The organism is Achromobacter sp. UBA2119, from assembly GCF_002331005.1.
In the GTDB taxonomy this organism is placed as follows: Bacteria; Pseudomonadota; Gammaproteobacteria; order Burkholderiales; family Burkholderiaceae_B; genus Achromobacter; species Achromobacter animicus.
The window spans coordinates 226,660-247,130 of sequence record NZ_DCYD01000003.1 but is presented as its reverse complement, the minus strand read 5'-3'; the positions used below and the strand labels follow the sequence as shown (position 1 = coordinate 247,130).

Sequence of the window (20,471 nt, the reverse complement as noted above, 5' to 3'; positions counted from 1 at the left end):
GGCGGGGCTCACAGCAGGATGCGCACGGGGTTTTCGATCAGCGCGCGGAAGGCGGCCAGCCAGCGCGCGCCGACCGCGCCGTCCACGACGCGATGGTCGGCCGACAGCGTCACCGTCATCACGGTGGCGGCCATCAGCTGTCCGTCGGCGTCGACCACCGGCCGGCGTTCGGCCGCGCCGACGGCCAGGATGGCGGCCTGCGGCGGATTGATGATGGCGGCGAACTGGCTGATGCCGTACATGCCCAGGTTGCTGACCGTCAGCGAGCCGCCGGTGAACTCCTCGGGCTTTAAGCGGTTGACCTTGGCGCGCTTGGCCAGTTCGACGATCTCTGCCGCGACGGCGGACAGGGACTTCAAGTCGGCGTCGCGCACGATGGGCGTGACCAGGCCGCCGTCGGTAGCAACCGCCACCGAGATGTCGGCGCCCGCGTGGAATTCGATGTCGTCGTCGTGCCAGGACGCGTTGACCTCGGGCACCTCGCGCAGCGCCAGCGCGGCGGCGCGGACGATGAAGTCATTGACCGACAACTTCACCGCGCCGCCGTGGTTGGCCTGCGCGCGCAGGGCCAGCAGCGCGTCCATGCGGCAGTCGACGGTCAGGTAGAAGTGCGGCACGTGCTGCTTGCTTTCGGTAAGGCGGCGCGCAATGGCGCGGCGCATGCCGGTGTGCGGCACGCGGCGCGCGGCGGGGCGGCCGGCGAGCGGCGCGGTGGCGGGCGCTGCGGCTGGCGCGCGGTCACGCGCCAACTCGACATCGCGCCGCACAATGCGGCCATGCGGACCGGTGCCGGTGACGCCCAGCAGGTCGACGTGCCATTGCGCGGCAAGGCGCCGGGCGACGGGGCTGGCGAAGAGCCGGCCGCCGGGAACGGCAGCGGTCGAGGATGCGGACGCGCTGCCGGCTTGCTGCGAGGCAGTGGCAGCGCCGGACGCGACGTTGCCGGCCATAGCCGTTTGCCCTGTCGGCGCTCCGGCGTTCGGTGTCCCGCCGGGCGACGCAGCACCAGCCGACGTTCCGCCCGCCGCCGAGGCAGCCGTTGCCGCCCCAGCCGACGCTCCAGCAGCCGATTCCGTCGCCGCCGCCGCGCCACCCTGCTCAGCCAGCGCACGATCAATCGCCGCCGCGTCTTCACCATCCGCGATCAGCACGCCGATCACGGTGTTGATCGGCACCGACGCCGGTCCGGCCTGGACCACGATGCGGCCCAGCACGCCGGCCTGTTCGGCGTTGATCTCGACGATGGCCTTTTCGGTTTCGACTTCCGCCAGCGAATCGCCGACGGCAACGCGGTCGCCTTCCTGCTTGAGCCACTGATGCAGGATGCCGCCCGAGGCGTCGGCGGCTACGGATGGGAGTTTGATGAGGGTTGCCACGATGTTCTTCCTATTCAGCGGCGCCGGCCAGGTCGGGCCGGTACGCGGCGGGGTCGTCGTATTCAACGAGTTCGAGCACATTGCCTTCGGGGTCACGGAAGAAGGCGAGCCACGTGCCGGGCCGCACTTCCATGGGCGCGGGTGCGCTGTCGAAGACGACGCCCTTCGATTCCAGATCGCGCGCCACGCCGCGCAGGTCGCGCACGATGAAGGTGAGGTAGGCGGCGCCCTGGCGGTCCAGGATCGCCGCGCCGCGCACGGCGGGTTCAGGCGCGACGGCCGGTTGCAGCAGCTTGATGCGCTCGCCGTACGGCGTCTGCAAGCGCGCGACGTCGTAGCCGTGCGCCGTGAGGCCCGTTGCCCGAGCCTTGTCGGCGGGCACCGTGACGCGGTTCACCAGCTTCAAGCCCATGACGCCGGTGTAGAACGCGGCCAGCGCATCCAGGTCCGTGCAGCAAATGCCGACTTCCATCGGCACGGTCATATGCAGGGCGCTCATGACTTTTCTCCCAGATCGGCCAGCACGTCGGCCAGACCCGCCATCACCTCGTCGGTGTCGGCGAACGCCGCGCGTTCCAGCACCTTCGAGATGCTGGGCGAGGCTTCGCCGCCGGTGACGCGCTTGACCGGCTGGTCCAGCCAGTCGAAGTAGCGGCGCTGGATCTCGTCGGCCAGCATGGCGCCGTAGGACGTGCCGCGCGCGCCTTGCTCCACGATCAGGACGTTGTTGGTCTTCTGGATGCTGGCGCCGATGGTGTCCCAGTCCAGGCTGGCGCGGTCCAGCGTGCGCAGGTCGATGACTTCGGCGTCCACGCCGGCCTGTTCAGCCGCAGCCAGCGCGCGGCTGACCATGGACAGGTACGTCAGGATGGTGACCTTGCCGCCTTCGCGGCGCACTTGTGCGCGGCCGAAGGGAATGGCGTAATCCAGGTCGCCGTCGGGCACGTCGCCCGACGACGCATACAGATCCACGTGCTCGATGACCAGCACCGGATCCTTGGACGCCAGCGCCGTGTTCATCAGGCCGACGTAGTCGTGCGGCGTGGACGGGGCGACGATGCGCCAGCCGGGCGCCGTAGCGAAGATGCCGGCCGGGTCCATCGAATGCTGCGAGCCGTAGCCCGTGCCCATCGCGACCTTGGTGCGCAGCACGAACGGCACGTCGATGTCGCCGCCGAACATGTGACGCGCCTTGCCGATCTGGTTGAAGATCTGGTCGGCCGCGACCCACATGAAGTCCGGGTACATGAATTCCACGACGGGCTTGTAGCGGCCGTCCATCGCCAGCCCGCCGCCCAGTCCGGCAAAGGCGTTCTCGGAGATCGGCGTGCCCAGCACGCGGTCCGGGTACTTGTCTTTGAGGCCGCGCGTGGCGCCGTTGGTGCCGCCCTTCAGGCGGTGCACGTCCTCGCCCAGTACGACGACGCCCGGGTCGGTTTCCATGCGGCGGTCCAGCACGTCGGCCACCGCATCGACGAACTTGCGCGTCACCTTCGCGCCGGTGTGGTCGGCGGCTTCCTGGTAGCGCAGGCCTTCCAGTTCAGCGCCGTCGCTGCGCAGGCCTACGTCGCGGAAATCAGGGCTGGGCCACAGGTCGGCGCGCACGCGGCGCTTGCCGCCGTCCGCCGCTTCAGTCAGGCGGCCGGACACGTCCTTCATCACGTCCTTGCAGCGTTGACGCAGCGCGTCCACGTCCGCCTGCGTGACGAGCTTGCGAGCGATCATTTCCGAGACGATGCGGTCCAGCGGATCGCGCTGGCGCCACTGCGCCTCTTCGTCCTTGGTGCGGTAGCCGAAGGCGCTGCCGGGGAAGGGGCCGTTCTGGTGGAAGAAGCGGTAGACGTCCACTTCGACGATGGTCGGACCGTTGCCGGCACGCATGTGCGCAACGGCTTCCGACATGGCCAGGTGCACGGCCAGCGGATCCATGCCGTCGACTTTCCAGGACGGAATGTTGAAGGCCAGCCCGCGCGCGGACAGGCGCGGCTCGGCGGTGGACTCTTCCACGGTGGTGGAGACGGCGTAGCGGTTGTTCTCGATGAAGAAGCACAGCGGCGTCTTCCACGCGGCGGTCAGGTTCATCGTTTCCAGGACCGACCCGATGTTGACCGCGCCGTCGCCAAAGTACGTGACGGCTACGCGGTCCGTGCCCGCATGTTTGTGCGCCCAGCCCGCGCCGGCCGCCAGCGGCACGCCGCCGCCGACGATCGCGTTGGTGCCCAATGCGCCGGCTTCCAGCCAGCGCAAGTGCATGCTGCCGCCGCGGCCGCGGCAATAGCCGTTGGCCAGGCCCATGATCTCGGCCAGCGTCTTGTGCAGGACTTCGTCGATGGCGGGCGTCAGCGGGTTGCGCGGATCCAGTCCAAGCGGCGCGACGTGTTGCAGCGCCTTCGCCAGGAACTGGTGGTGGCCGCGATGCGAGCCGTTGATCTGGTCGCCTGCGCCCAGGGCCAGCACCGAACCGACGGCGCCGCCTTCCTGGCCCACCGACGAGTGCGCGGGGCCGTGCACCAGGCCTTCGGCGGCCAGCTCCAGCACGGCTTCCTCGAAAGCGCGGATCCAGTGCAGTTGGGTCAGCATCGTGCCGAGCAGCGCGGGGTCAGCCTGCTGCCAGTCCGAGGCCTCGGCCGTCAGTTGCCGCCAGGGCGCCTGGGGCTCAAGCGGTTGGTAGGTGGCCATGAATGAATCTCCAGAGTGTTTTTGTAAGCGTCGGGGGCAATCAGAGGTAGCTGTAGCGGCTCCAGCCGCCGTCGGCCACCAGGGTGTGTCCGGTGATGTAGGCGGCCTGGCGCGACGCCAGGAAAACCGCCAGGTCGGCCATTTCGGCCGGCTGCGCCATGCGGCGTAGCGGCGTGCGTTGCTTGAGGCGTTCGGGATCCAGCCGGCCGCGCGCCGCCAGGTCGCGCACCAGGTCGGTTTCGACGTAGCCCGGCGCCAGCGCGTTGACGCGCACGCCCGACGGGCCCCATTCGACGGCCAGCGTCTCGGTCAGCAGCACCACCGCGCCCTTGGTGGCGCAGTAGGCCGCACGGTCGGGGGCGGCCACCACGCCGTACATGGAGGCCAGGTTGATGATGCTGCCCGAGCCCGCGGGCACCATGCGCCGGCCCGCGGCCTGCGCGCACAGGAAGACGCCGGTCAGGTTGATGTCCACGGCGCGGCGCCATTCGTCCACGGTGACTTCCAGCGTGGGCTTGTTGGCCGAGATGCCGGCGTTGTTGACCAGCACGTCGATGCCGCCCCAGGTTTCGGCAACCTGCGCGAAGGCGCGTTCAACCGCGTCGGCGTCGGTGACGGACGCCTGCACGGCCATGGCCCGTGCGCCGGTTCCCGTTGCCGCCAGACTTGCGACAGCCGCCTCCAGCGCGGCGGCGTCCATGTCCAGCAGCGCGACGCGCGCGCCCTGGCGCGCAAACGCCTGCGCCGTGCTGTAGCCGATGCCCTTCGCGCCGCCGGTGATGACGACCGTCTGGCCGCGCAGCTCCGGATGGATGACTTCAGTGGTGTTGTCCACGATGTGTGCCTGTAATGGATGAGTACGTAGGCCGGCTAGACCGCCAGCCATTCCTGGACGACGTCCTGGCGCTCATGGAGCTGCGCGGGCGGTCCTTCGAACACGATGCGGCCGTGGCCCATCACGCTCACGCGCGTGGACACCTTCAGCGCGATCGTCAGCTTCTGCTCGACCAGCACCACTGACACACCCTGCTTGTGGATATCCCGGATCACGTCGGCGATCACCTCGACGATCTTGGGCGCCAGGCCTTCGGTGGGCTCGTCGATCAGGATGACCTTGGGGTTGCCCAGCAGCGAGCGGCACATGGTCAGCATCTGCTGCTCGCCGCCCGACAGGTTGCCGGCCTTCGTGCTGCTGCGTTCCTTCAGGCGCGGGAAGTAGTCGAACATCTGCGCCACGGTCCAGTACGGCGCATCGTCGCGCCGGGGCTGCTCGCCCATGCGCAGGTTCTCGTCCACCGTCAGGTTGGCGAACACCTCGCGTTCCTCGGGCACGAAGGCCAGGCCGGCGCGCGCGATTTCGAAGGGGCGCTTGTTGGTGATGTCGCGGCCTTCGATGGCGATGCGGCCGCCGGTCACGTCCACCAGTCCCATGATGCTTTTCATGGTGGTGGAGCGGCCCGCGCCGTTGCGGCCCAGGAGGCTGACCACTTCGCCGCGCCCGATCGACAGGTCGATGCCGTGCAGGATGTGGCTCTTGCCATAGTGGGCATGCACGCCCTGCAGCGACAAGAGGGGGGATTGCGTCGTCATACCGTTTCCTCTCCCAGGTAGGCCTCGCGCACGCGAGCGTCGCCGCGGATCGCGGCGGGAGTGCCGGTGGCCAGGATCTCGCCGTAGACCAGCACGCTGATGCGATCGGCCAGCGAGAACACCACCTGCATGTCGTGTTCGACGATCAGCAGGGTGCAGTCGCGCGTTACGTCCTTGATGAGTTCGACCGTGTAGTCGACCTCGTGCTGCGACATGCCGGCCATGGGTTCGTCCAGCAAGATCACCTTCGGGCGCGACGCCAGCGTCATGCCGATTTCCAGCGAGCGCTGCTCGGAGTAGTTCAGGTCGCCGGCCGCCGTGTCCTGCTTGGCCGTCAACCGCACCTTTTCCATCAGGCGGTCCACGTCTTCATTGACGGCGCGGTTGCGCGCAATCGGCCGCCAGAAGTTGTAGACCAGCCCGTGCATGCGCAGCACCGCCAGCCGCAGGTTCTCGCGCACCGACAGGCGCGGGAACACGTTGGTGATCTGGAACGAGCGCGCAAGGCCAAGCCGGTTGATGGCCTCGGGCGCCAGGCCGCCGATGGACCGCGAGCGCAGGCTGATGTCGCCCGACGTGGGCGCGAACGAGCCCGACATCAGGTGAAACAGCGTGGACTTGCCCGCGCCATTGGGGCCGATGACGGCGTGGCGTTCGCCGGCTTCGATCGCCAGGTTCACGCCGCGGATGATCTGCGCTTCACCAAAGGATTTGCGCACGTCGGTCAGGGTCAGGATCTCGTGGCTCATTTGGCGGGCTCCAGCAGAGGGGCGGCTTCCCCGGCGTCACGCCACAGGGTCAGCGCCCAGCGGCAGGCGGCAAGGCCGGCGGCGAACAACGCCAGCGGCACCAGCCAGGTCGACACGGCAAGCGGCGCCCACTCCTGGCCGAACAGCGGGATGGCGGGCCAGCCGGCCTCGGGGTTCATGGCGAGGAGGGCGCGGTAATCGCGCGCGAACATGCGTTGCAAGAGTTCGACGGTGAAGACGGTGGCGCCGGTCAGCAGCAGACCGCCGGCCACCGACACCGCGGCGCGGGGCAGCCAGTTGGCCAGGCCGCGCTCGCGCAGCGACTTGGCCGCGCGTTGCACCAGTCCGACCAGGCCGTCCGGCACGAACAGCATCACCAGCACGAACAGAATGCCTTGATACAGCAGCCAGGACCGCGTGATGTCGGCCAGCGTCTGCGACAGAAACGTCAGGATGGACGCGCCCAGCACCGGACCCAGGAACGCGTTGACGCCGCCGATGTAGGCGAACAGCACCGCGTCGGTGGACAGCTTGACCTCGAACAGCACGTAGTTGCCGGCCTCGATGTTCAGCGCCTGCAGGCCGCCCGCGATGCCGGCAAACATCGCCGACAGCGCGAACACCATGGTCTTGAGCGCATGCGGGCGGTAGCCCAGGTAGCGCAGGCGGTTGGCGTTTTCGCGCAGGCCCAGCGTCAGGCGGCCCAGCGGCGTGCGCGTCAGGCCGTACAGCGCGGCCAGCGACACCACCACCCAGGCCAGCACCAGGTAATAGACCTCGATGTCGGACCCGAAGGTAAAACCCCACGCAGGCATGCGCATGGCGGATACGCCTGCCTCGCCGCCGAAGACGCCTTTCAGGTGCGGCGCCAGCGCGTGCAGCAGTTCGGCCAGCGCCAGCGTGATCATCGAAAAGTACACGCCCGAGCGCATGGTGGCGAACCAGCCGGCGACCACGCCGAACAGCAGCCCGGCCACGCCGCCGACAAGCGGCATCAGCGGCGTGGGCAGCAGGCCTGCGCCGCCCAGCGCATTCATCGCATGGATGGTGGCAAAGGTGCCGACGCCAAAGTACGCGGCATGACCGAACGACAGCATGCCGCCCTGGCCGGCCAGCAAATTGAAGGCGCAGGCAAACAGTGCGGCAATCAGCATTTGCACGGCCGCCACGAGCTGGCCGGCAGGCAGCAGCCACGGCAGCGCGCACAGCGCGGCCACACACAGGATCAACAGCAGCGCGCCCGTGGCGCGGCCGGTGGAGGTAGCGGTATGGCTCATGCCTGCTCTCCCTTCAGTCCCGACGGCTTGACCAGCAGCACCACCAGCATCAGCAGAAACGGCAGCGTCGCGGCCAGGCTGGAGATCTTCACGGTCATCAGGCCACCCACGCTTTCGGCCCAGTCACGCGCGCCGAACAGGCCGAACAACGTCGCAAGGCTGGCGTCGATGCCGACCGAGAACGAGCTGATCAGGCCGATCAACAGCGAGGCGATCATTGCGCCTTCCAGCGAACCCAGTCCGCCGACCACGACCACCACGAACACCAGCACGCCCAGTTCCAGCGCCATGTTCGGGTTGGTGGTGTAGAACGCGCCCGCCACCGCGCCGGCAAGGCCCGCCATCGCGGCGCCCACGCCGAACACGCTCATGAAGACGAGCGGCACGTTGTGGCCCAGTGCCTCGGCCATGCGCGGACGGTAGATGGCCGAGCGCACCACGATGCCCACGCGGGTGCGCGACAGCAGCAGGTAGATCACCGCGAACATCGCGATCGACACGCCGCCCATCAGCAGGCGGTAGAACGGATAGTCCGCGTCGAACACGCGGAACGCCGCGAAGTTCAGGAACTGCGGCACGCGGTAGTCGACGGGAAAATCGCCGTAGAAAAGCTTGACCAGCTCGGCGACGATGAACGCCAGCCCGAAGGTCACCAGCAGTTCCTGCGCGTGGCCAAACTTGTGCACGCGGCGCAGGAAAAAGCGTTCGACGCCCATGCCCAGCACGCCCGAAATGATCGTGGCCAGCACGAGGGCCGCCCAGAAGCCCGTGACGGGCGTCAGCGTGTAGGCGGCGTAGGCGCCAATCATGTAGAACGAGGCGTGCGCAAAGTTCAGCACGCCCATCATTCCGAAAATCAATGTCAGGCCTGCCGACACCATGAATAGCAGCAGGCCGTAGATCACGCCGTTCAACAGCGAGACGGTAAAGTATTCCATGTCCGCTCCAGGATTCTTGCGCGGGACGCCGGGCGTCCCGCGAGCGATTGCGCACGTTGTTTTTTCCCGGCCCGCGCCGGGTGTGCGCTTGTCATGTGCCGGCGGCGGCCCGTTCGCGTTTCAGCGCCCGGGCCGCCGCGCGGACATCACTTCGGACGTTGCATCTTGCAGGTGGCCTGCACCGGCGCGGACACGTCGGCCGCGGCCAGCACCTTGACCGGTTCAAAACCCATGTCGGTGCCGTCGGCCTTGTACTTGGCGTTTTTGCTGACCTTGGACACGACCATCGGCAGTTGCACCTGGTGGTCTTCGGCGCGCATCGTGTAGTCGCCCAGCACCGACTTGTAGGTGACCTGCTCCAGCGCGACGGCCAGTTCGGGCACCGACAGCTTGCCGTCCTTGGGCTTGACCTGCTTTAAGGCTTCGCCCAGGAAGCGAACGCCGATCACGGTCTGCGGCTCGGTGTAGCTGGGGTAGTGGCCGGTCTTGGACTTGTAGTCCTCGGCAAACTTCGCGCCTTCCTCGCCCGCGGCCTCGATGTTGTACGGGTGCGCGATGTAATGGCCCATTGCGACTTCGCCGGCGTTGGCCAGGTTGCCCACCTGGTCCAGGAACACCGTGGCAAAGCGCACCTTCAGGCCGGCGGCCTGCGTGGCCTTCATCAGCAGCAGCAGGTCGTTGGACCAGTTGCCGGTGATCACCGTGTCCGGCGTGGCCGAACGGATGCGCGCCACGTACGGTGCGAAGTCCTGGATCTTGTTGACCTCGTGCAGTGTCTTGCCCACCACCTCGTAGCCGTAGTCCTTGGCAAAGCGCTCGGTCGCGCCTTCCATGTCCTGGCCCCAGGAGTAGTTCTGGTTGATGGCGTACACGCGCTTGCCCAGCGTGCCGTCGGCCGACATCACCGACGCCAGCGCCTTCACGCGCAGGTCGGCGTTGGTGGTGAAGCGGAAGTGGTAGAAGTGGCACTTCTGGCCGGTCAGCTCAAGCGCCTCGCCGCCCACGTTCAGGAAGACGATTTCCTTGCCGGGGTTGCGCAGGTTGTGCTTGCGCACGTCTTCCGTCAACTGGCCCGAAATCGCCGATGACGACCCTTGCACCAGCACTTGCACGCCCTCGGCGGCAGCGGCGCGGAAGCGGTCGGAGGCGCCCACCGGGCCGCCCTGGTTGTCGAACTCCACCAGCTCCAGCGGCTGGCCGTTCCAGCCGCCGGCGGCGTTGATGCGATCCAGCTCGTATTTGACCGCGGCACGGAACATCAGGCCGGTCGAGGCCTGCGGGCCCGACAGCGTTTCGATCAGGCCGATCTTGACGGGCGCGGCGTGGGCGGTGGCGGCGAGTCCGGCCAGGCACAGCAGACCGGTGGTGAAAGCCAATTTCATGCGTGTCTCCTCCGTTGAACGGGAGTGTGGTGATTGCGTGGGTCAGGCAGGCGCGCGCGCCGCATCGCCGCCGCGCCGGGAGGGCGCGAAAGCGATGGGGAGCGAGGACGGAAAAGTGGCGGCGGCCACGGTCGCACAAGGCGCCGGGGCGAAACGCCAGCCGGGCAGGGCACGAATCCGCCGGGGCGTCTGAAGGTGCGCCGTCGGACGTGCCGAGGGCGCGGATGCGGTCATGCTGCCGGTGAAGTTCACCTGGTTGTCCCCTGCCTGTTTATGCGGCGTGTCGCCGTGTTTTTCTGACTGACTTGCCTGAAAGCGTCCGTTGATTTACGCTGTCAGCACAAGTTGTCAGGCAACTTTAGCAAGTTGTCCGATAAATCATAGGCCAGGCGTTTTTCTCGTGTCAAGCAACGGATTCAGCAGTTCAATCGGAATTTGCACCGTTGCCGCGACAGCGCCGCGGACCGCTAAAAACAGCTTCAGGAGACAGGATGATTTCGTTTGAGGGGCAGGTTGCCGCCATCACTGGCGCGGGCAACGGCATCGGGCTGGCGACGGCGCGCCTCATGGCCGCGCACGGCGCGCGGCTGGTGCTGACCGACATCGACAACGCGCGGCTGGAGGAGGTGGCGGCAGAGCTCGACCCCACCGGGCAGCGCGTCTACACGTATGCGCTGGACGTGTCGGTGTCGCACGATTGCGAACGGGTGTTCGAGGCGGCGGCCAAGCATTTCGGTGGGCTGGATCACCTGGTCCACTGCGCGGGCATCTACCCGGAACAGCTCGTCAAGGACACCAGCGACGAGTCCTGGCGCACGCTGATGCGCGTGAATCTGGACGGCACGTTCTACGTGTGCCGCGCCGCCCAGCGCCATCTGCGCCACGACGGTTCGATCGTCCTGTTGACGTCGCTGGCCGCGCAGCGCGGCAGCTATGCCCACGCCGCCTATTCCGCGTCCAAGGGCGCGGTGCAGAGCTTCACCCGCAGCCTGGCATTGGAACTGGCCCCGCAGATCCGCGTGAACGCGGTGGCGCCCGGCATCATCGCCACGTCCATGACGCATGACCTGATCGGGCAGAAGGGCGCGCAGTTGCTGGAAAGCACGCCGCTGCGCCGCTTTGGCACGGCCGAGGAGATCGCGGGCACCATCGCGTTCCTGTGCTCGCCGCTGGCGTCATTTGTGACGGGCGAGGTCATGCAGGTCAATGGCGGGATCTACATCGCTTAAAGTGCAGGAACGCGGCGCGCCGGGACGAACCGGCAAATCTATAATTTCCAAGGCGCTGCCGCGAAGATGCCTGTCAGGACCCCCACGCGAGACATTCCTATAAACATGGCCGCCGCACCCGCGCGCCGCCCTCACGTTTGAAGATCCCCATGCAGCCCAGTCAAGAATCCGATCCGACGCGCGCCGCGCCTCGCAGTTCGCTATCCGCGGCGGTGGCGGATGCCCTGGCCGACCAGATACGCCAAGGCGTGCTGGCCCCCGGCGACCGTCTGCCCACCGAAAAGCAATTGACCGAAATGCATTCGGTCAGCCGCGCGGTCGTGCGCGAAGCGCTGGCTCGCCTCAAATCCGAAGGCCTGGTCACGTCGCAGCAAGGCAGCGGCGTGTTCGTCGATCCGAACTTTCAGAAGAACGCCTTTCGCATCGCCGCGCCCACGCCGGGCGACAACCAGGACCTGGAACACATCCTTGAGCTGATGCTGTCCATCGAGGTCACGGCGGCGCGCTATGCGGCGCAGCGGCGCACCGATCCTGATTTGAAAAAGATGCGGCAGGCGCTGGTGGGCATGGAGTACGCGCTCATCAACGACAAGCTGGGCGACGAGGAAGACTACCAATTCCACCAGGCCATCGTGCAGGCCACGCACAACCCGCATCTGGTGGCGCTGAACGATTATCTGGAAGCGAACGTGCGGCGCGTCATCCGCAGTGCGCGCAACAACACCGCGCGGATGTATGCAGAGCGCATGGCCGCGGTGCAGAGTGAGCATCAGGCCATCTTTGCTGCCATCGAAGCCGGGGACCCCGATGCGGCGGGCCGCGCGGCCGAACAGCATCTGCGCAATGCGGCGGATCGGCTGCGATTGTTTCAGGCGGAGCGCCCGGCGCCGGTCTAGTGCGACCTGGTCTACCGTGACCCGGTCTGACGCGACCCGGTCTGACGGGACCCGGCTTGATCGCCCATGACGAGCGCGGCGCGCCGCTTTTTACGCGAACGTCTGCTCCATCTCGCGCCGGAACTGCACCGCCGTCGAGCGTTCGTCGTATTCCACATCGCGCCAGCGGATCGCCTGCGACTGGCGCACGGGATTCTTCAGCTTGACCTTGTTCGACAACCCCAGCGGCAGATAGCCTTCCTCGACCGAATCGGGGGCCGGCATCAGGCGCCCGTACACCGTATAGCCGCCTTCTCCGTCCAGGATCTGGCCGGCTTGCAGGTCGCGCTTGGCCGTCGCCACGACGTCACCATGCCAGCCGGCCGGCGCACCCGTCGGCTCGCGCCGCAGGCCTACGCTGGCCACGCTGATGCCCAACTCAAGCCCGATCAGGTGGTACGGCTTGTACATGGCGGTGAAATTGCCACTCGGATCGGTGACCAGGCCATATTCCTGGAAGCAGCGGCGCACGTAGTCGCTGTCGGCCGCCAGCGTGACGTACACGCCCCAGCGCAGGTCCCGGAACACCGGCCGGCCGTCGCGTTCCAGCGACGAAATCACCTCGACCTGGCCGCGATGGTGCAGCATGCCGCCATCTTCGCGGGGACGCAGCACACGCGCCAGGTCGTCCACGCCGCACGGCGGAAAGTGCAGGCCGGACGGCGAGGGCAGCAGGCCCGTGGCATTGGAGACGGCCGCCATCTCGATGGCGCTCTTGGTGCCATCCAGGAAGCTGTTGAACATCTGCGCATTGAAGTCGCCCGCCGCCACCATCTCCGCCGTGAAGCCGTAATAGGGCCAGACGGTATCGGGCGTGGACGTATGGAATTCCGGCAGGTACTTGGTGCCCTTGCCGGCGGCCATGACTTCAAAGCCGCTGGCGCGCGCCCAGTCCACCATTTCGCAGATCAGCGCAGGCTGGTCGCCGTAGGCCAGCGAATAGACGATGCCCGCCTCGCGGGCGCGGCGCGCCAGCAGCGGGCCGGCCAGCGCGTCGGCTTCGACGTTGACCATGATGATGTGCTTGCCGTATTCGCAGCAGGTCAGCACATGCGTGATGCCGGCCGCGGCCTGGCCGGTGGCGTCGATGACGATGTCTACGTCGGGACTGGCGATGACGGTGCGCGCATCGTCGCAGAAATAGACCTTGCCGTTCTTGTACGCGTCATTGATGCTGCTGGCGTTGAGCGCGCCTGCGGGCCAGCCGACCCGGGTCAGCGCGGCGCGAGCCCGGTCCGGCACCAGGTCCGCAACGGCGACCAGCCGCATCCCCGGCGTGCGCGGGGCCTGACTCATGAACATGGCGCCGAACTTTCCGGCGCCCAACAATGCGACGCGCAGCGGCTTGTGGTCGGCTTCTCGCTGCTTGAGCAGACGGTACAGATTCATGGCGCGGGCTCCTCCTGGGTGGGGCGTACGACTCCACAGGATAGTCCCAAACGATGACGCCTGAACAGGACTCAGGCATCTGCCGTATAGAGCTCGCCGGCCAGCACGTTGCGCCAGTTCTGCCAGGTGATGCGCGGGCGGTCCGTCACCTCGCGGTTGTAGGGCGCGTCGAACAGGATGTGCTTCCAGCGCGGCCGCACGGCGCCTTCGATATGCGGCTTGTCGTCGATGAGCAGATGGCCCTGCACCAGCGTCTTGTCCTTGGTCAGGATCAGCCGGTTGGTGGCCTCGCGGCCCAGATTCTTTTCCACCCACAGGTATTTTTCGGCGACGCAGTTTTCAAACTGCGACAGCGGCGACGAGCAGATCCGCACATCCATGCCAAGCGCCAGCAGTTCCTTGACGGCGTCCAGCGCGCCGGGCACGGGCGGCAGATTGCGGATGAAACCCGGCGCGGTGTAGATCGCCTCGGCCATGCCGCGTAGTTCGGGGCCGTAATCCTCGCGGATGTAGAAGGACTTGCGGTCCTCGAACGCGATGGGCGCGATGTCCGGGTGGCGTTCGCGCCAGGCGTCGATGAAGGCGTGTTCGAAATCGGCCAGCACGCCGTCTTGATCCAGCAGGATGATCATGGGGGTCCCAAACGTTGGCAACCGTAGGATTGTGCCCTAGCCGCCCAGCGGCCGGGATTGCGCCACGATGCGGTAACGGCTGCCGCCGGTCAGCGATTCGGACGCGACCAGCACCATGCGGTCGTAATGCCAGTCCAGCGGCGCGGGCGCGTCGGCGGGCGGCGCGGCGTGCGTGATGTTGCGCAGCAATGTGACGTGCGGGCGGAACGGCTGGGTCGGCGGGGTCAGTCCATAGCCGGACAGCCACTGCCAGAGATCGTCGTGGGCCTGCTGCAGCCCCGGGGGCGTCTCGGCGGGACCCGCCCAGAGAATGCGCTGGCGGTGGAAGACCCCGTAGCGGTCCAGCCGCACATCGCCCGGCGTCAGGCGGCGTTCGGGCGTGGCGCCCGCCAGCTCGTCGGCCAGGGCGCTGTCGACGGGCCCCAGGAAGGCGAGCGTCAGATGCAGCGTCTCGGTGCGCATGGCGCGTCCGCCCATGGCCGGCTTTGCGGCTTCCGCCCAGCCGGCCAGCGACGCCGCTAGCGGGGGAGACGGCCACAGCGCGTAGAAGAGGCGGATGGTGGACATGCGCTGATTGTAGGTCGCGTCTGCGAGGGGCGGGCCCACCGTTTTCCTTCAGCCGTAATGCTCGTCGTCCAGCAGCATGTCCTCGAAGAACGCGCCGAACCGGCGTTGGGGATCCAGTAGGTGGATCTCCAGGATCCAGCGCATGTCCGACGGCGCGATGTCCAGATCGGCAAGCGACCCGGTGTGAATGGCCGCGTGGGGAAAGTCGGAAATCCGGTGGCCGGGCAGCTCGAAGTTCAGCGCCCAACCCATGGCGCGCGCCTGGCGGTCGGCGTGGGCATAGAGCGCATGGCCGGTCAGGCGTTCGCGCAACCATCGGTCGCGCACGTCGTGGAAGAGGATTTCGGCATCGCGCGCGCAGCGCGCCTGCTCGGCGTTGCCACCCAATACGAATGACTTGCCGCCGTCGCCTTCCCAGGCGTCGAGGCGGGGTGCGATGTCCAGAAAGAAAATGTCGTCTTCGCCCAGCACCGCGCCCGGCTCGGACGGCTGGCGCATGGACTTGAGCGTGTTGGCGCCAAAGCGCACCCGCGTGGGATGCCAGCTCAGGGCCATGCCGGCGTCGATGAGTGTCTGCTTGGCGAGCCTCACGGCGTCTTCCTCCACCATGCCGGGCTGGATGCGGGCGGCGATGTCGGCAATGGCCTGGCGCGTCTTGTTGCGCGCCCGCAGCATGCCGTCCACGGAGAAGGCGGGGCCAACGCGTTCGCTGGCGGGGGAAAGAGGCATCGTCATGGCGGAATTCCTATGTGGCTGGCGCAGCGGCATGCCGCGCCGGACAGGTGCCAGTCTGGGCAGAAGAGGGCAGGCCCGCGAGCGCCCGGCGGGACGGAATCGCGCCAGGCTGGCGCGTGGACGGGCCAGCGACGCAGGCAAGGACGGATTCGGGCCGCCATGGCGCGTTTCAAGGCCAAGGATTCGCGTGGGCCGCCGCACATGGTTGGCGCTGGGCTAACGTAGCGGTTTTCCTTTGTACGCCCGTCACCCGCCATGAAAACCGTCGCCCTTGTCGTGTTCCCCGGGGTGCAGGCCCTGGACGTCAGCGGCCCCATGGATGTGTTCGCGGAAGCGAACCGCTTTCTGGCGCCGGCCCGGCAATACCGGCTGGAGATCATCGGCCTCACGCGCGGCGCGGTACCGTGCTCCAACGGGATGACGATCCTGCCGCAGCGGCATTACGCCGAGGTGTCTGACACCCCAGACCTATTGCTGGTCGCGGGAGGCCCGAACCTGCCGGCTGCGCGCGAGCCCGACGAGGCGCTGGTCTGGCTGCGGGCGGCCTGCCGGCGCGCGCCGCGGTACGGGTCGATCTGCAACGGCGCCTTCTTGCTTGCACGCGCGGGACTGCCCGATGGCGCGGTCGTCACCACGCACTGGAACGATGCGCAGGCGTTGGCCGCGCAGTATCCGGCGTTACGGGTCGAGGTGGACAGGTTGTATGTGCAGGACGGCCGCCTGCATACGTCGGCGGGTGTCACGGCAGGCATCGATCTGTCGCTGTATCTGCTGGCGCAGGATCACGGCGCAGAGGTCGCGCTGAACGTGGCCAAGCGGCTCGTGGTGTTCACGCAGCGCGCTGGCGGGCAATCGCAGTTCAGTCCGTTTCTGACCCCGTTCGTCGAGGAAACCTCGGTGGTCGCGCAGGTGCAGCAGCATGTGCTGACCAACCTGTCCGGCGACTTGGGCCTGGCAGAGCTGGCCGCCGTGGCCCGGATGAGCCGCCGCAATTTCTCACGGGTGTTCCGGCGGGATGCGGGCGTGACGCCGGCGGAATTCGTGGAAAGCGCGCGGGTGGACGCGGCGCGGGCGCGCCTGGAGCGCGACGGCGCGCCGCTCAAGACGGTCGCGTATGAATGCGGTTTTCGCGATGCGCGCCACTTACGCGAGGCATTCACCCGCCGTTTGGGCGTGTCGCCCAGCCAATACCGGACCAGTTTCAGCCTGGGGCAGGGCGGCGCGGCGCTTGCTGATTAGCGCGTGGGACGGCAGGATGCTTGCCGTTCAGGGGCGGGGATCGCGCCGCTCGCCGTTCAAGGCTTCGTGCGGCGAGTCACACCCGTGTCAAAGCGTTCAACGCCCGGCCGGGCAGGGCGGTCGAAGCGTTCCACGCCGGGGCGCGCGGCGGGGCGGTCGAATCGTTCGACGCCCGGGCGGTTCAGCCGCTCGACGCCAGGACGATCAAACCGTTCCACGCCCGGACGATCAAACCGCTCGACGCCGGGCCGTGCAAAGCGCTCGACCCGTTGCGGCGTGGCCGTCTTGGCGGCCGCGCTTTGCGCCGCCTCTTGCTCACGCTTGGCGATGATCTCTTCGGCGCGCTGGTGGTGCGGCGCCATCTTGCGCACCATCACCCGGCCGTCGCGCGGGAAGTAGTTGATGCGGCGCGCGTGCACGTCGCCCAGATCCTGCGCCTTGACGGGGATGCCTTCGGTCTTGAGGTAGTTCAGGACGAACTCGCCGTTGCGCTCGCCGATGTTCATCTGCTGCATGGCCGCCAGCACTGCGCCGCCGCCGAACACCTTGGCTTCCAGGCGGTCGCGCGAGGCGCCGGCCTTGAGCAGTTCGTTGATCAGCACTTCCATCGCAAAGGCGCCGTAGCGCATGGTGGCCGATGCGGGCGACTGCATGTCGCCTTCGGGCAACATGAAGTGGTTCATGCCGCCCACGCCCGTGACCGGGTCGTGGATGCAAGCCGCCACGCAGGATCCCAGGACGGTCGAGATCATCATGTTCTCGCTGGTGACGTAGTACTCGTTCGGGAGCACTTTCACTGCCTGAGATTGGAACGCGCTGTCGTAGTAGTGACGCGTTGCGCGGGCTTCAAGAGCGGCCATTGGACTGATATCTGGGCAAAAACGGCGATTGAGACACTAGAAATGCAAGGAGAAGCGGCAATTGTGACAAAACATGTAAAAAAATGTCGCTTTATTCTTGCATATCCCGGCAGTCAATGGGAGAAAACTGTGTAAGTACGGCCAAAGCGTCGTTTATTGGAACGTCTTCTGTCGCCCGCACGCAAAAACGCCTGTGCGGAGGGCAGGCACCCATCCTACACAGGCTGTTTTGTGGTCTTTCCCCGGATCACGGGGATGAAGGGGGTTCAAACGGAGGTTTAGAGGCCGGATTTCGCGCGACCCGGGCCTCAGAGCTGGTAGCGCGCGGTCAGCATCAGGTTGCGCGGGTCGCCATAGACGTTGCTGGGAAAGCCGACGCTGCCCGACAGCGCGTTGTAGTACCGCTTGTCGAAGATGTTGTTGATGTTCAGTTGCAGGTCCAGCTTCGGGGTTGCCTGCCAGCCGACCACCAGATCCGTCACGGTGTAGCCGCCCTGCGAAATCCGGAAGGGCACACCGCTCGTGGTGCCCGCGTTATAGATCGAATCCTGGTGGTAGATCGATCCGCCGACGCGCCAGCCCTGCATGACGCCGGGCAGCCGGTACATGGTCGACAACTTGAACAGGTGCCGCGGCGTGTCCGTGTCAAAGAGCGCGCCCACATTGGCGGGGTTCGCATCCTTGCGGTAACGCGCGATGGCCACCGTGTAGCCCGCGCTGACCTGCCAGTTGGGCGTGATGGCGCCCTGCAGCTCAAATTCCACGCCCTGGCTGCGCACTTCGCCGGCGGCCGAATAGCAGCTGACCGTCGGGTAGCCGGCGCACTGGCTCTGGTCGGTGCTGCGGAACGCGCGGTTCTTCTGGTCCATGCGGAACAGCGCGGCCGAGGCATTGAGCGCACCCCCGAAGTATTCGCCCTTGATCCCGATCTCGTAGTTCTGGCCGATCACCGGATCCAGCAGATTATTGCTGGCATCCAGGTAGTTCTGAGGTTTGAAGATGTCGGTGTAGCTGGCGTAGACCGAGTGCTGGTCGTTCAGGTCGTAGACCACGCCGGCGTACTTGGTCAGTTGGCTGTTGATGCGGTAGCGATTATGCGCACTGACGGACGGCGTGTTGGACGCGAAGTTCGGATAGGTATTGACGGTGTCGTTGTAGTCGAACCAGTCCAGCCGGCCGCCCAGGATGAGCTTGAGCCGGTCGGTCAGACTCAGGCGCGTCGTGGCGTACACGCTTTGCTGTTTGATCTTGGCGTCCATCCAGTCCCGCAGCGGAATGTGGGGATCCGGGACGGCGCTCGGGTCGAAGTTGTAGAGGTCCAGGTTGCTGTTCAGAACCAGCCCCTGGCGGCTGTTGCCGTCAAAATCGACGTCGCGGTAGCTGGCGCCCAGCACCAGTTCGTGCGTGCGGCCCAGCAGATCGAAGGGGCCGTTGGCGTACAGGTCGACGCTGCTCTGCTTTTCCTTGTGGGCGTTGCGGGCGCCCAACTGGCTGTATCGGCCGGTGGCGACGCTGTAGCTGAGATAGTGCCCCTGCATGTCGACGTCGGCCTGCGCGTAGTACGCCGACAGGTGCATGCGCCAGCCGTTGCCGAACCGGTGGTCGAGCCCCGCGAAGGCCGAGTTGGTGGTCTTGTTCCAATGCTCCCAGTCATTGGCATAGGACGTGGACCGGGGCAATCCCAGATCGCTGCCGTCGCGACCCACCGGCAGGCCGGTGAAGCCGTTGCCGTGCAGCCGGTTCTCCTGGTGCAGGGCGCTGAGCGTCAGCGTGGTGGAGGCGCCCAGATCCTTTTCAAGGATTCCGTAGAACGTCTGACCGTCGCTGCTTTCGCCGCGCTTGTAGCTGCCGTAGTCCTGCGTGGCGACCACCGCGCGGCCGCGCAGGCTGCCGTCTTCCGACAGCGGACCCGAGGCGTCCAGTTCCGCCCGGTAGCGGTCCCAATTGCCCGCGCTCGCGGCCAGGGACACCTGCGGCTCCACGGTCGGGCGCTTGCGGACCAGGTTGATGGCAGCCGATGGATTGCCCGCACCCTGCACCAGTCCCGTTGCGCCTCGCACGATCTCCACGCGGTCATAGATGGCCATGTCGGTCGCCAGCAGATCCTGCGACAGGTTGGAGCTGTCCAGGCCCACGGGCAAGCCGTCGTACATGATGTTGTCGACGTACATGCCGCGCGAATAGAAGGACGCGCGCTCCGGTCCGAAGCGCCGGAAGGTCAGGCCAGTGGCGGTCTGCACCACGTCGTTGACCGTCGCCAGGTTCTGGTCCTGAATCCGTTGGCGGGTGACGACGGTGACCGACTGCGGGGTTTCGCGCATGGACAGGTTGAGCCGGGTGGCCGTGCTCATGCTGCCGGTGGTGTACGATTCCGTGCCTTCGGTCGTGCCGTCGGCGGCAGCGCTGGCGGTCACCGTGACCAGCGGCAGCGTGGTGGCGCCGGATGCGGCGGATGCGCGCGTGTCGTCGACGCGCAGCACGAACGCGCCCGTGTCCAGCCGCACGGCCTGAAGGCCGGTGCCGGCGAGCAAACGCGCCAGCGCGCTGGCGGCGGGATGGCGGCCCTGTACGCCCGCCGTGTGCTTGCCGTCGGTTTGCTCGGCGGTGAAGGTCAGCATGATGCCCGCCGTGCTGGCCAACTGCCGCAAGGCGGGCGCGAGCGGGCCCGCGGCGATGTTGAAGTCGGCGGTTGTGGGGCCGGCCGCCGCGGTATCGACCGCCGCGGTATCGACCGCCGCGGCATCGGCCGCCGCAGACGCGTTCTGCGCGCGTACGGATCCCGGTGCGCCACCCGCAAGCGCGGCGGTCAGCGCCAGGACGGCCAATGCAATGGGAGATGGAGGTGGGCGCCTCGAATCTTCGGCGCGGTACTGGTTCGGCATGTTCTTCCTTGT

The 20,471-nt window shown here is 67.2% G+C and carries 18 protein-coding genes; 3 read left to right on the top strand and 15 right to left on the bottom strand.

Going from position 1 to position 20,471, the window contains the following annotated elements; all coding sequences use genetic code 11:
• Nucleotides 1–8: 8 nt before the first annotated feature.
• The 9 genes from B3098_RS02895 to B3098_RS02855 all read right to left on the bottom strand — a co-directional run bounded on the left by B3098_RS02895 (nt 9) and on the right by B3098_RS02855 (nt 9,991).
• Nucleotides 9–1,376, bottom strand: a complete 1,368-nt coding sequence (locus B3098_RS02895) for a pyruvate dehydrogenase complex dihydrolipoamide acetyltransferase (protein WP_286890680.1) — start codon at nt 1,374–1,376, stop codon at nt 9–11.
• A 10-nt stretch (nt 1,377–1,386) separates the two neighbouring features.
• A complete protein-coding gene (locus tag B3098_RS02890) occupies nt 1,387–1,875 on the bottom strand; it encodes a VOC family protein (protein WP_286890678.1) in 489 nt (162 codons plus the stop codon).
• Nucleotides 1,872–4,055 carry an alpha-ketoacid dehydrogenase subunit alpha/beta gene (locus B3098_RS02885; RefSeq protein ID WP_286890677.1) on the bottom strand — a complete coding sequence of 728 codons (2,184 nt, stop codon included), beginning with the start codon at nt 4,053–4,055 and terminating at the stop codon, nt 1,872–1,874. Before B3098_RS02885 ends, B3098_RS02890 begins: the two co-directional genes overlap by 4 nt.
• 40 nt (nt 4,056–4,095) lie before the next feature.
• The gene (locus B3098_RS02880) at nt 4,096–4,890 is read right to left on the bottom strand and encodes an SDR family NAD(P)-dependent oxidoreductase (protein ID WP_286890675.1); all 795 of its coding nucleotides are present in this window, start codon (nt 4,888–4,890) and stop codon (nt 4,096–4,098) included.
• Between the two features lie 35 nt (nt 4,891–4,925).
• Nucleotides 4,926–5,645, bottom strand: coding sequence for an ABC transporter ATP-binding protein (locus B3098_RS02875; RefSeq protein WP_056559753.1), 720 nt, complete (start codon nt 5,643–5,645; stop codon nt 4,926–4,928).
• A complete protein-coding gene (locus B3098_RS02870) occupies nt 5,642–6,394 on the bottom strand; it encodes an ABC transporter ATP-binding protein (protein ID WP_286890673.1) in 753 nt (250 codons plus the stop codon). Before B3098_RS02870 ends, B3098_RS02875 begins: the two co-directional genes overlap by 4 nt.
• The gene (locus B3098_RS02865) at nt 6,391–7,671 is read right to left on the bottom strand and encodes a branched-chain amino acid ABC transporter permease (protein WP_175139544.1); all 1,281 of its coding nucleotides are present in this window, start codon (nt 7,669–7,671) and stop codon (nt 6,391–6,393) included. The genes B3098_RS02870 and B3098_RS02865 overlap by 4 nt, the downstream gene beginning before the upstream one ends.
• Nucleotides 7,668–8,609 (bottom strand): branched-chain amino acid ABC transporter permease, encoded by a 942-nt coding sequence (locus tag B3098_RS02860; RefSeq protein WP_056559748.1) that lies wholly within the window; start codon nt 8,607–8,609, stop codon nt 7,668–7,670. The genes B3098_RS02865 and B3098_RS02860 overlap by 4 nt, the downstream gene beginning before the upstream one ends.
• Nucleotides 8,610–8,755: 146 nt before the next feature.
• The gene (locus tag B3098_RS02855) at nt 8,756–9,991 is read right to left on the bottom strand and encodes a branched-chain amino acid ABC transporter substrate-binding protein (RefSeq protein WP_279973697.1); all 1,236 of its coding nucleotides are present in this window, start codon (nt 9,989–9,991) and stop codon (nt 8,756–8,758) included.
• 491 nt (nt 9,992–10,482) lie between these two features.
• Between B3098_RS02855 and B3098_RS02850 the strand changes: the two genes are divergently transcribed.
• Together B3098_RS02850 and B3098_RS02845 are read left to right on the top strand one after the other, a co-directional pair.
• Nucleotides 10,483–11,220, top strand: a complete 738-nt coding sequence (locus B3098_RS02850; RefSeq protein WP_218342698.1) for an SDR family NAD(P)-dependent oxidoreductase — start codon at nt 10,483–10,485, stop codon at nt 11,218–11,220.
• 149 nt (nt 11,221–11,369) lie between these two features.
• The gene (locus B3098_RS02845; protein WP_175139547.1) at nt 11,370–12,116 is read left to right on the top strand and encodes a FadR/GntR family transcriptional regulator; all 747 of its coding nucleotides are present in this window, start codon (nt 11,370–11,372) and stop codon (nt 12,114–12,116) included.
• A gap of 90 nt (nt 12,117–12,206) precedes the next feature.
• Here B3098_RS02845 and B3098_RS02840 read toward each other — a convergent pair whose 3' ends face one another.
• The 4 genes from B3098_RS02840 to B3098_RS02825 all read right to left on the bottom strand — a co-directional run bounded on the left by B3098_RS02840 (nt 12,207) and on the right by B3098_RS02825 (nt 15,478).
• A complete protein-coding gene (locus tag B3098_RS02840) occupies nt 12,207–13,544 on the bottom strand; it encodes an NAD(P)H-dependent oxidoreductase (protein WP_056559741.1) in 1,338 nt (445 codons plus the stop codon).
• 71 nt (nt 13,545–13,615) lie between these two features.
• On the bottom strand, nt 13,616–14,176 hold the full coding sequence (locus B3098_RS02835) for a 5'-3'-deoxyribonucleotidase (protein ID WP_175122194.1): 561 nt from the start codon (nt 14,174–14,176) through the stop codon (nt 13,616–13,618).
• Nucleotides 14,177–14,212: 36 nt separating this feature from the next.
• Nucleotides 14,213–14,743: an RNA 2',3'-cyclic phosphodiesterase gene (gene thpR, locus B3098_RS02830; RefSeq protein ID WP_286890669.1), complete on the bottom strand. Its 531-nt coding sequence runs from the start codon at nt 14,741–14,743 to the stop codon at nt 14,213–14,215.
• A gap of 48 nt (nt 14,744–14,791) precedes the next feature.
• A complete protein-coding gene (locus B3098_RS02825; RefSeq protein ID WP_218342701.1) occupies nt 14,792–15,478 on the bottom strand; it encodes a M24 family metallopeptidase in 687 nt (228 codons plus the stop codon).
• Nucleotides 15,479–15,733: 255 nt separating this feature from the next.
• Here B3098_RS02825 and B3098_RS02820 point away from each other — a divergent pair, with 255 nt between their 5' ends.
• A complete protein-coding gene (locus tag B3098_RS02820; protein ID WP_239215144.1) occupies nt 15,734–16,717 on the top strand; it encodes a GlxA family transcriptional regulator in 984 nt (327 codons plus the stop codon).
• A gap of 56 nt (nt 16,718–16,773) precedes the next feature.
• On the opposite strand, the gene cheD is transcribed toward B3098_RS02820, so the two are convergent.
• Together cheD and B3098_RS02810 are read right to left on the bottom strand one after the other, a co-directional pair.
• A complete protein-coding gene (gene cheD / locus B3098_RS02815; RefSeq protein WP_286890665.1) occupies nt 16,774–17,577 on the bottom strand; it encodes a chemoreceptor glutamine deamidase CheD in 804 nt (267 codons plus the stop codon).
• A gap of 308 nt (nt 17,578–17,885) precedes the next feature.
• Nucleotides 17,886–20,459, bottom strand: coding sequence for a TonB-dependent siderophore receptor (locus B3098_RS02810; protein WP_286890663.1), 2,574 nt, complete (start codon nt 20,457–20,459; stop codon nt 17,886–17,888).
• Nucleotides 20,460–20,471: the final 12 nt, after the last annotated feature.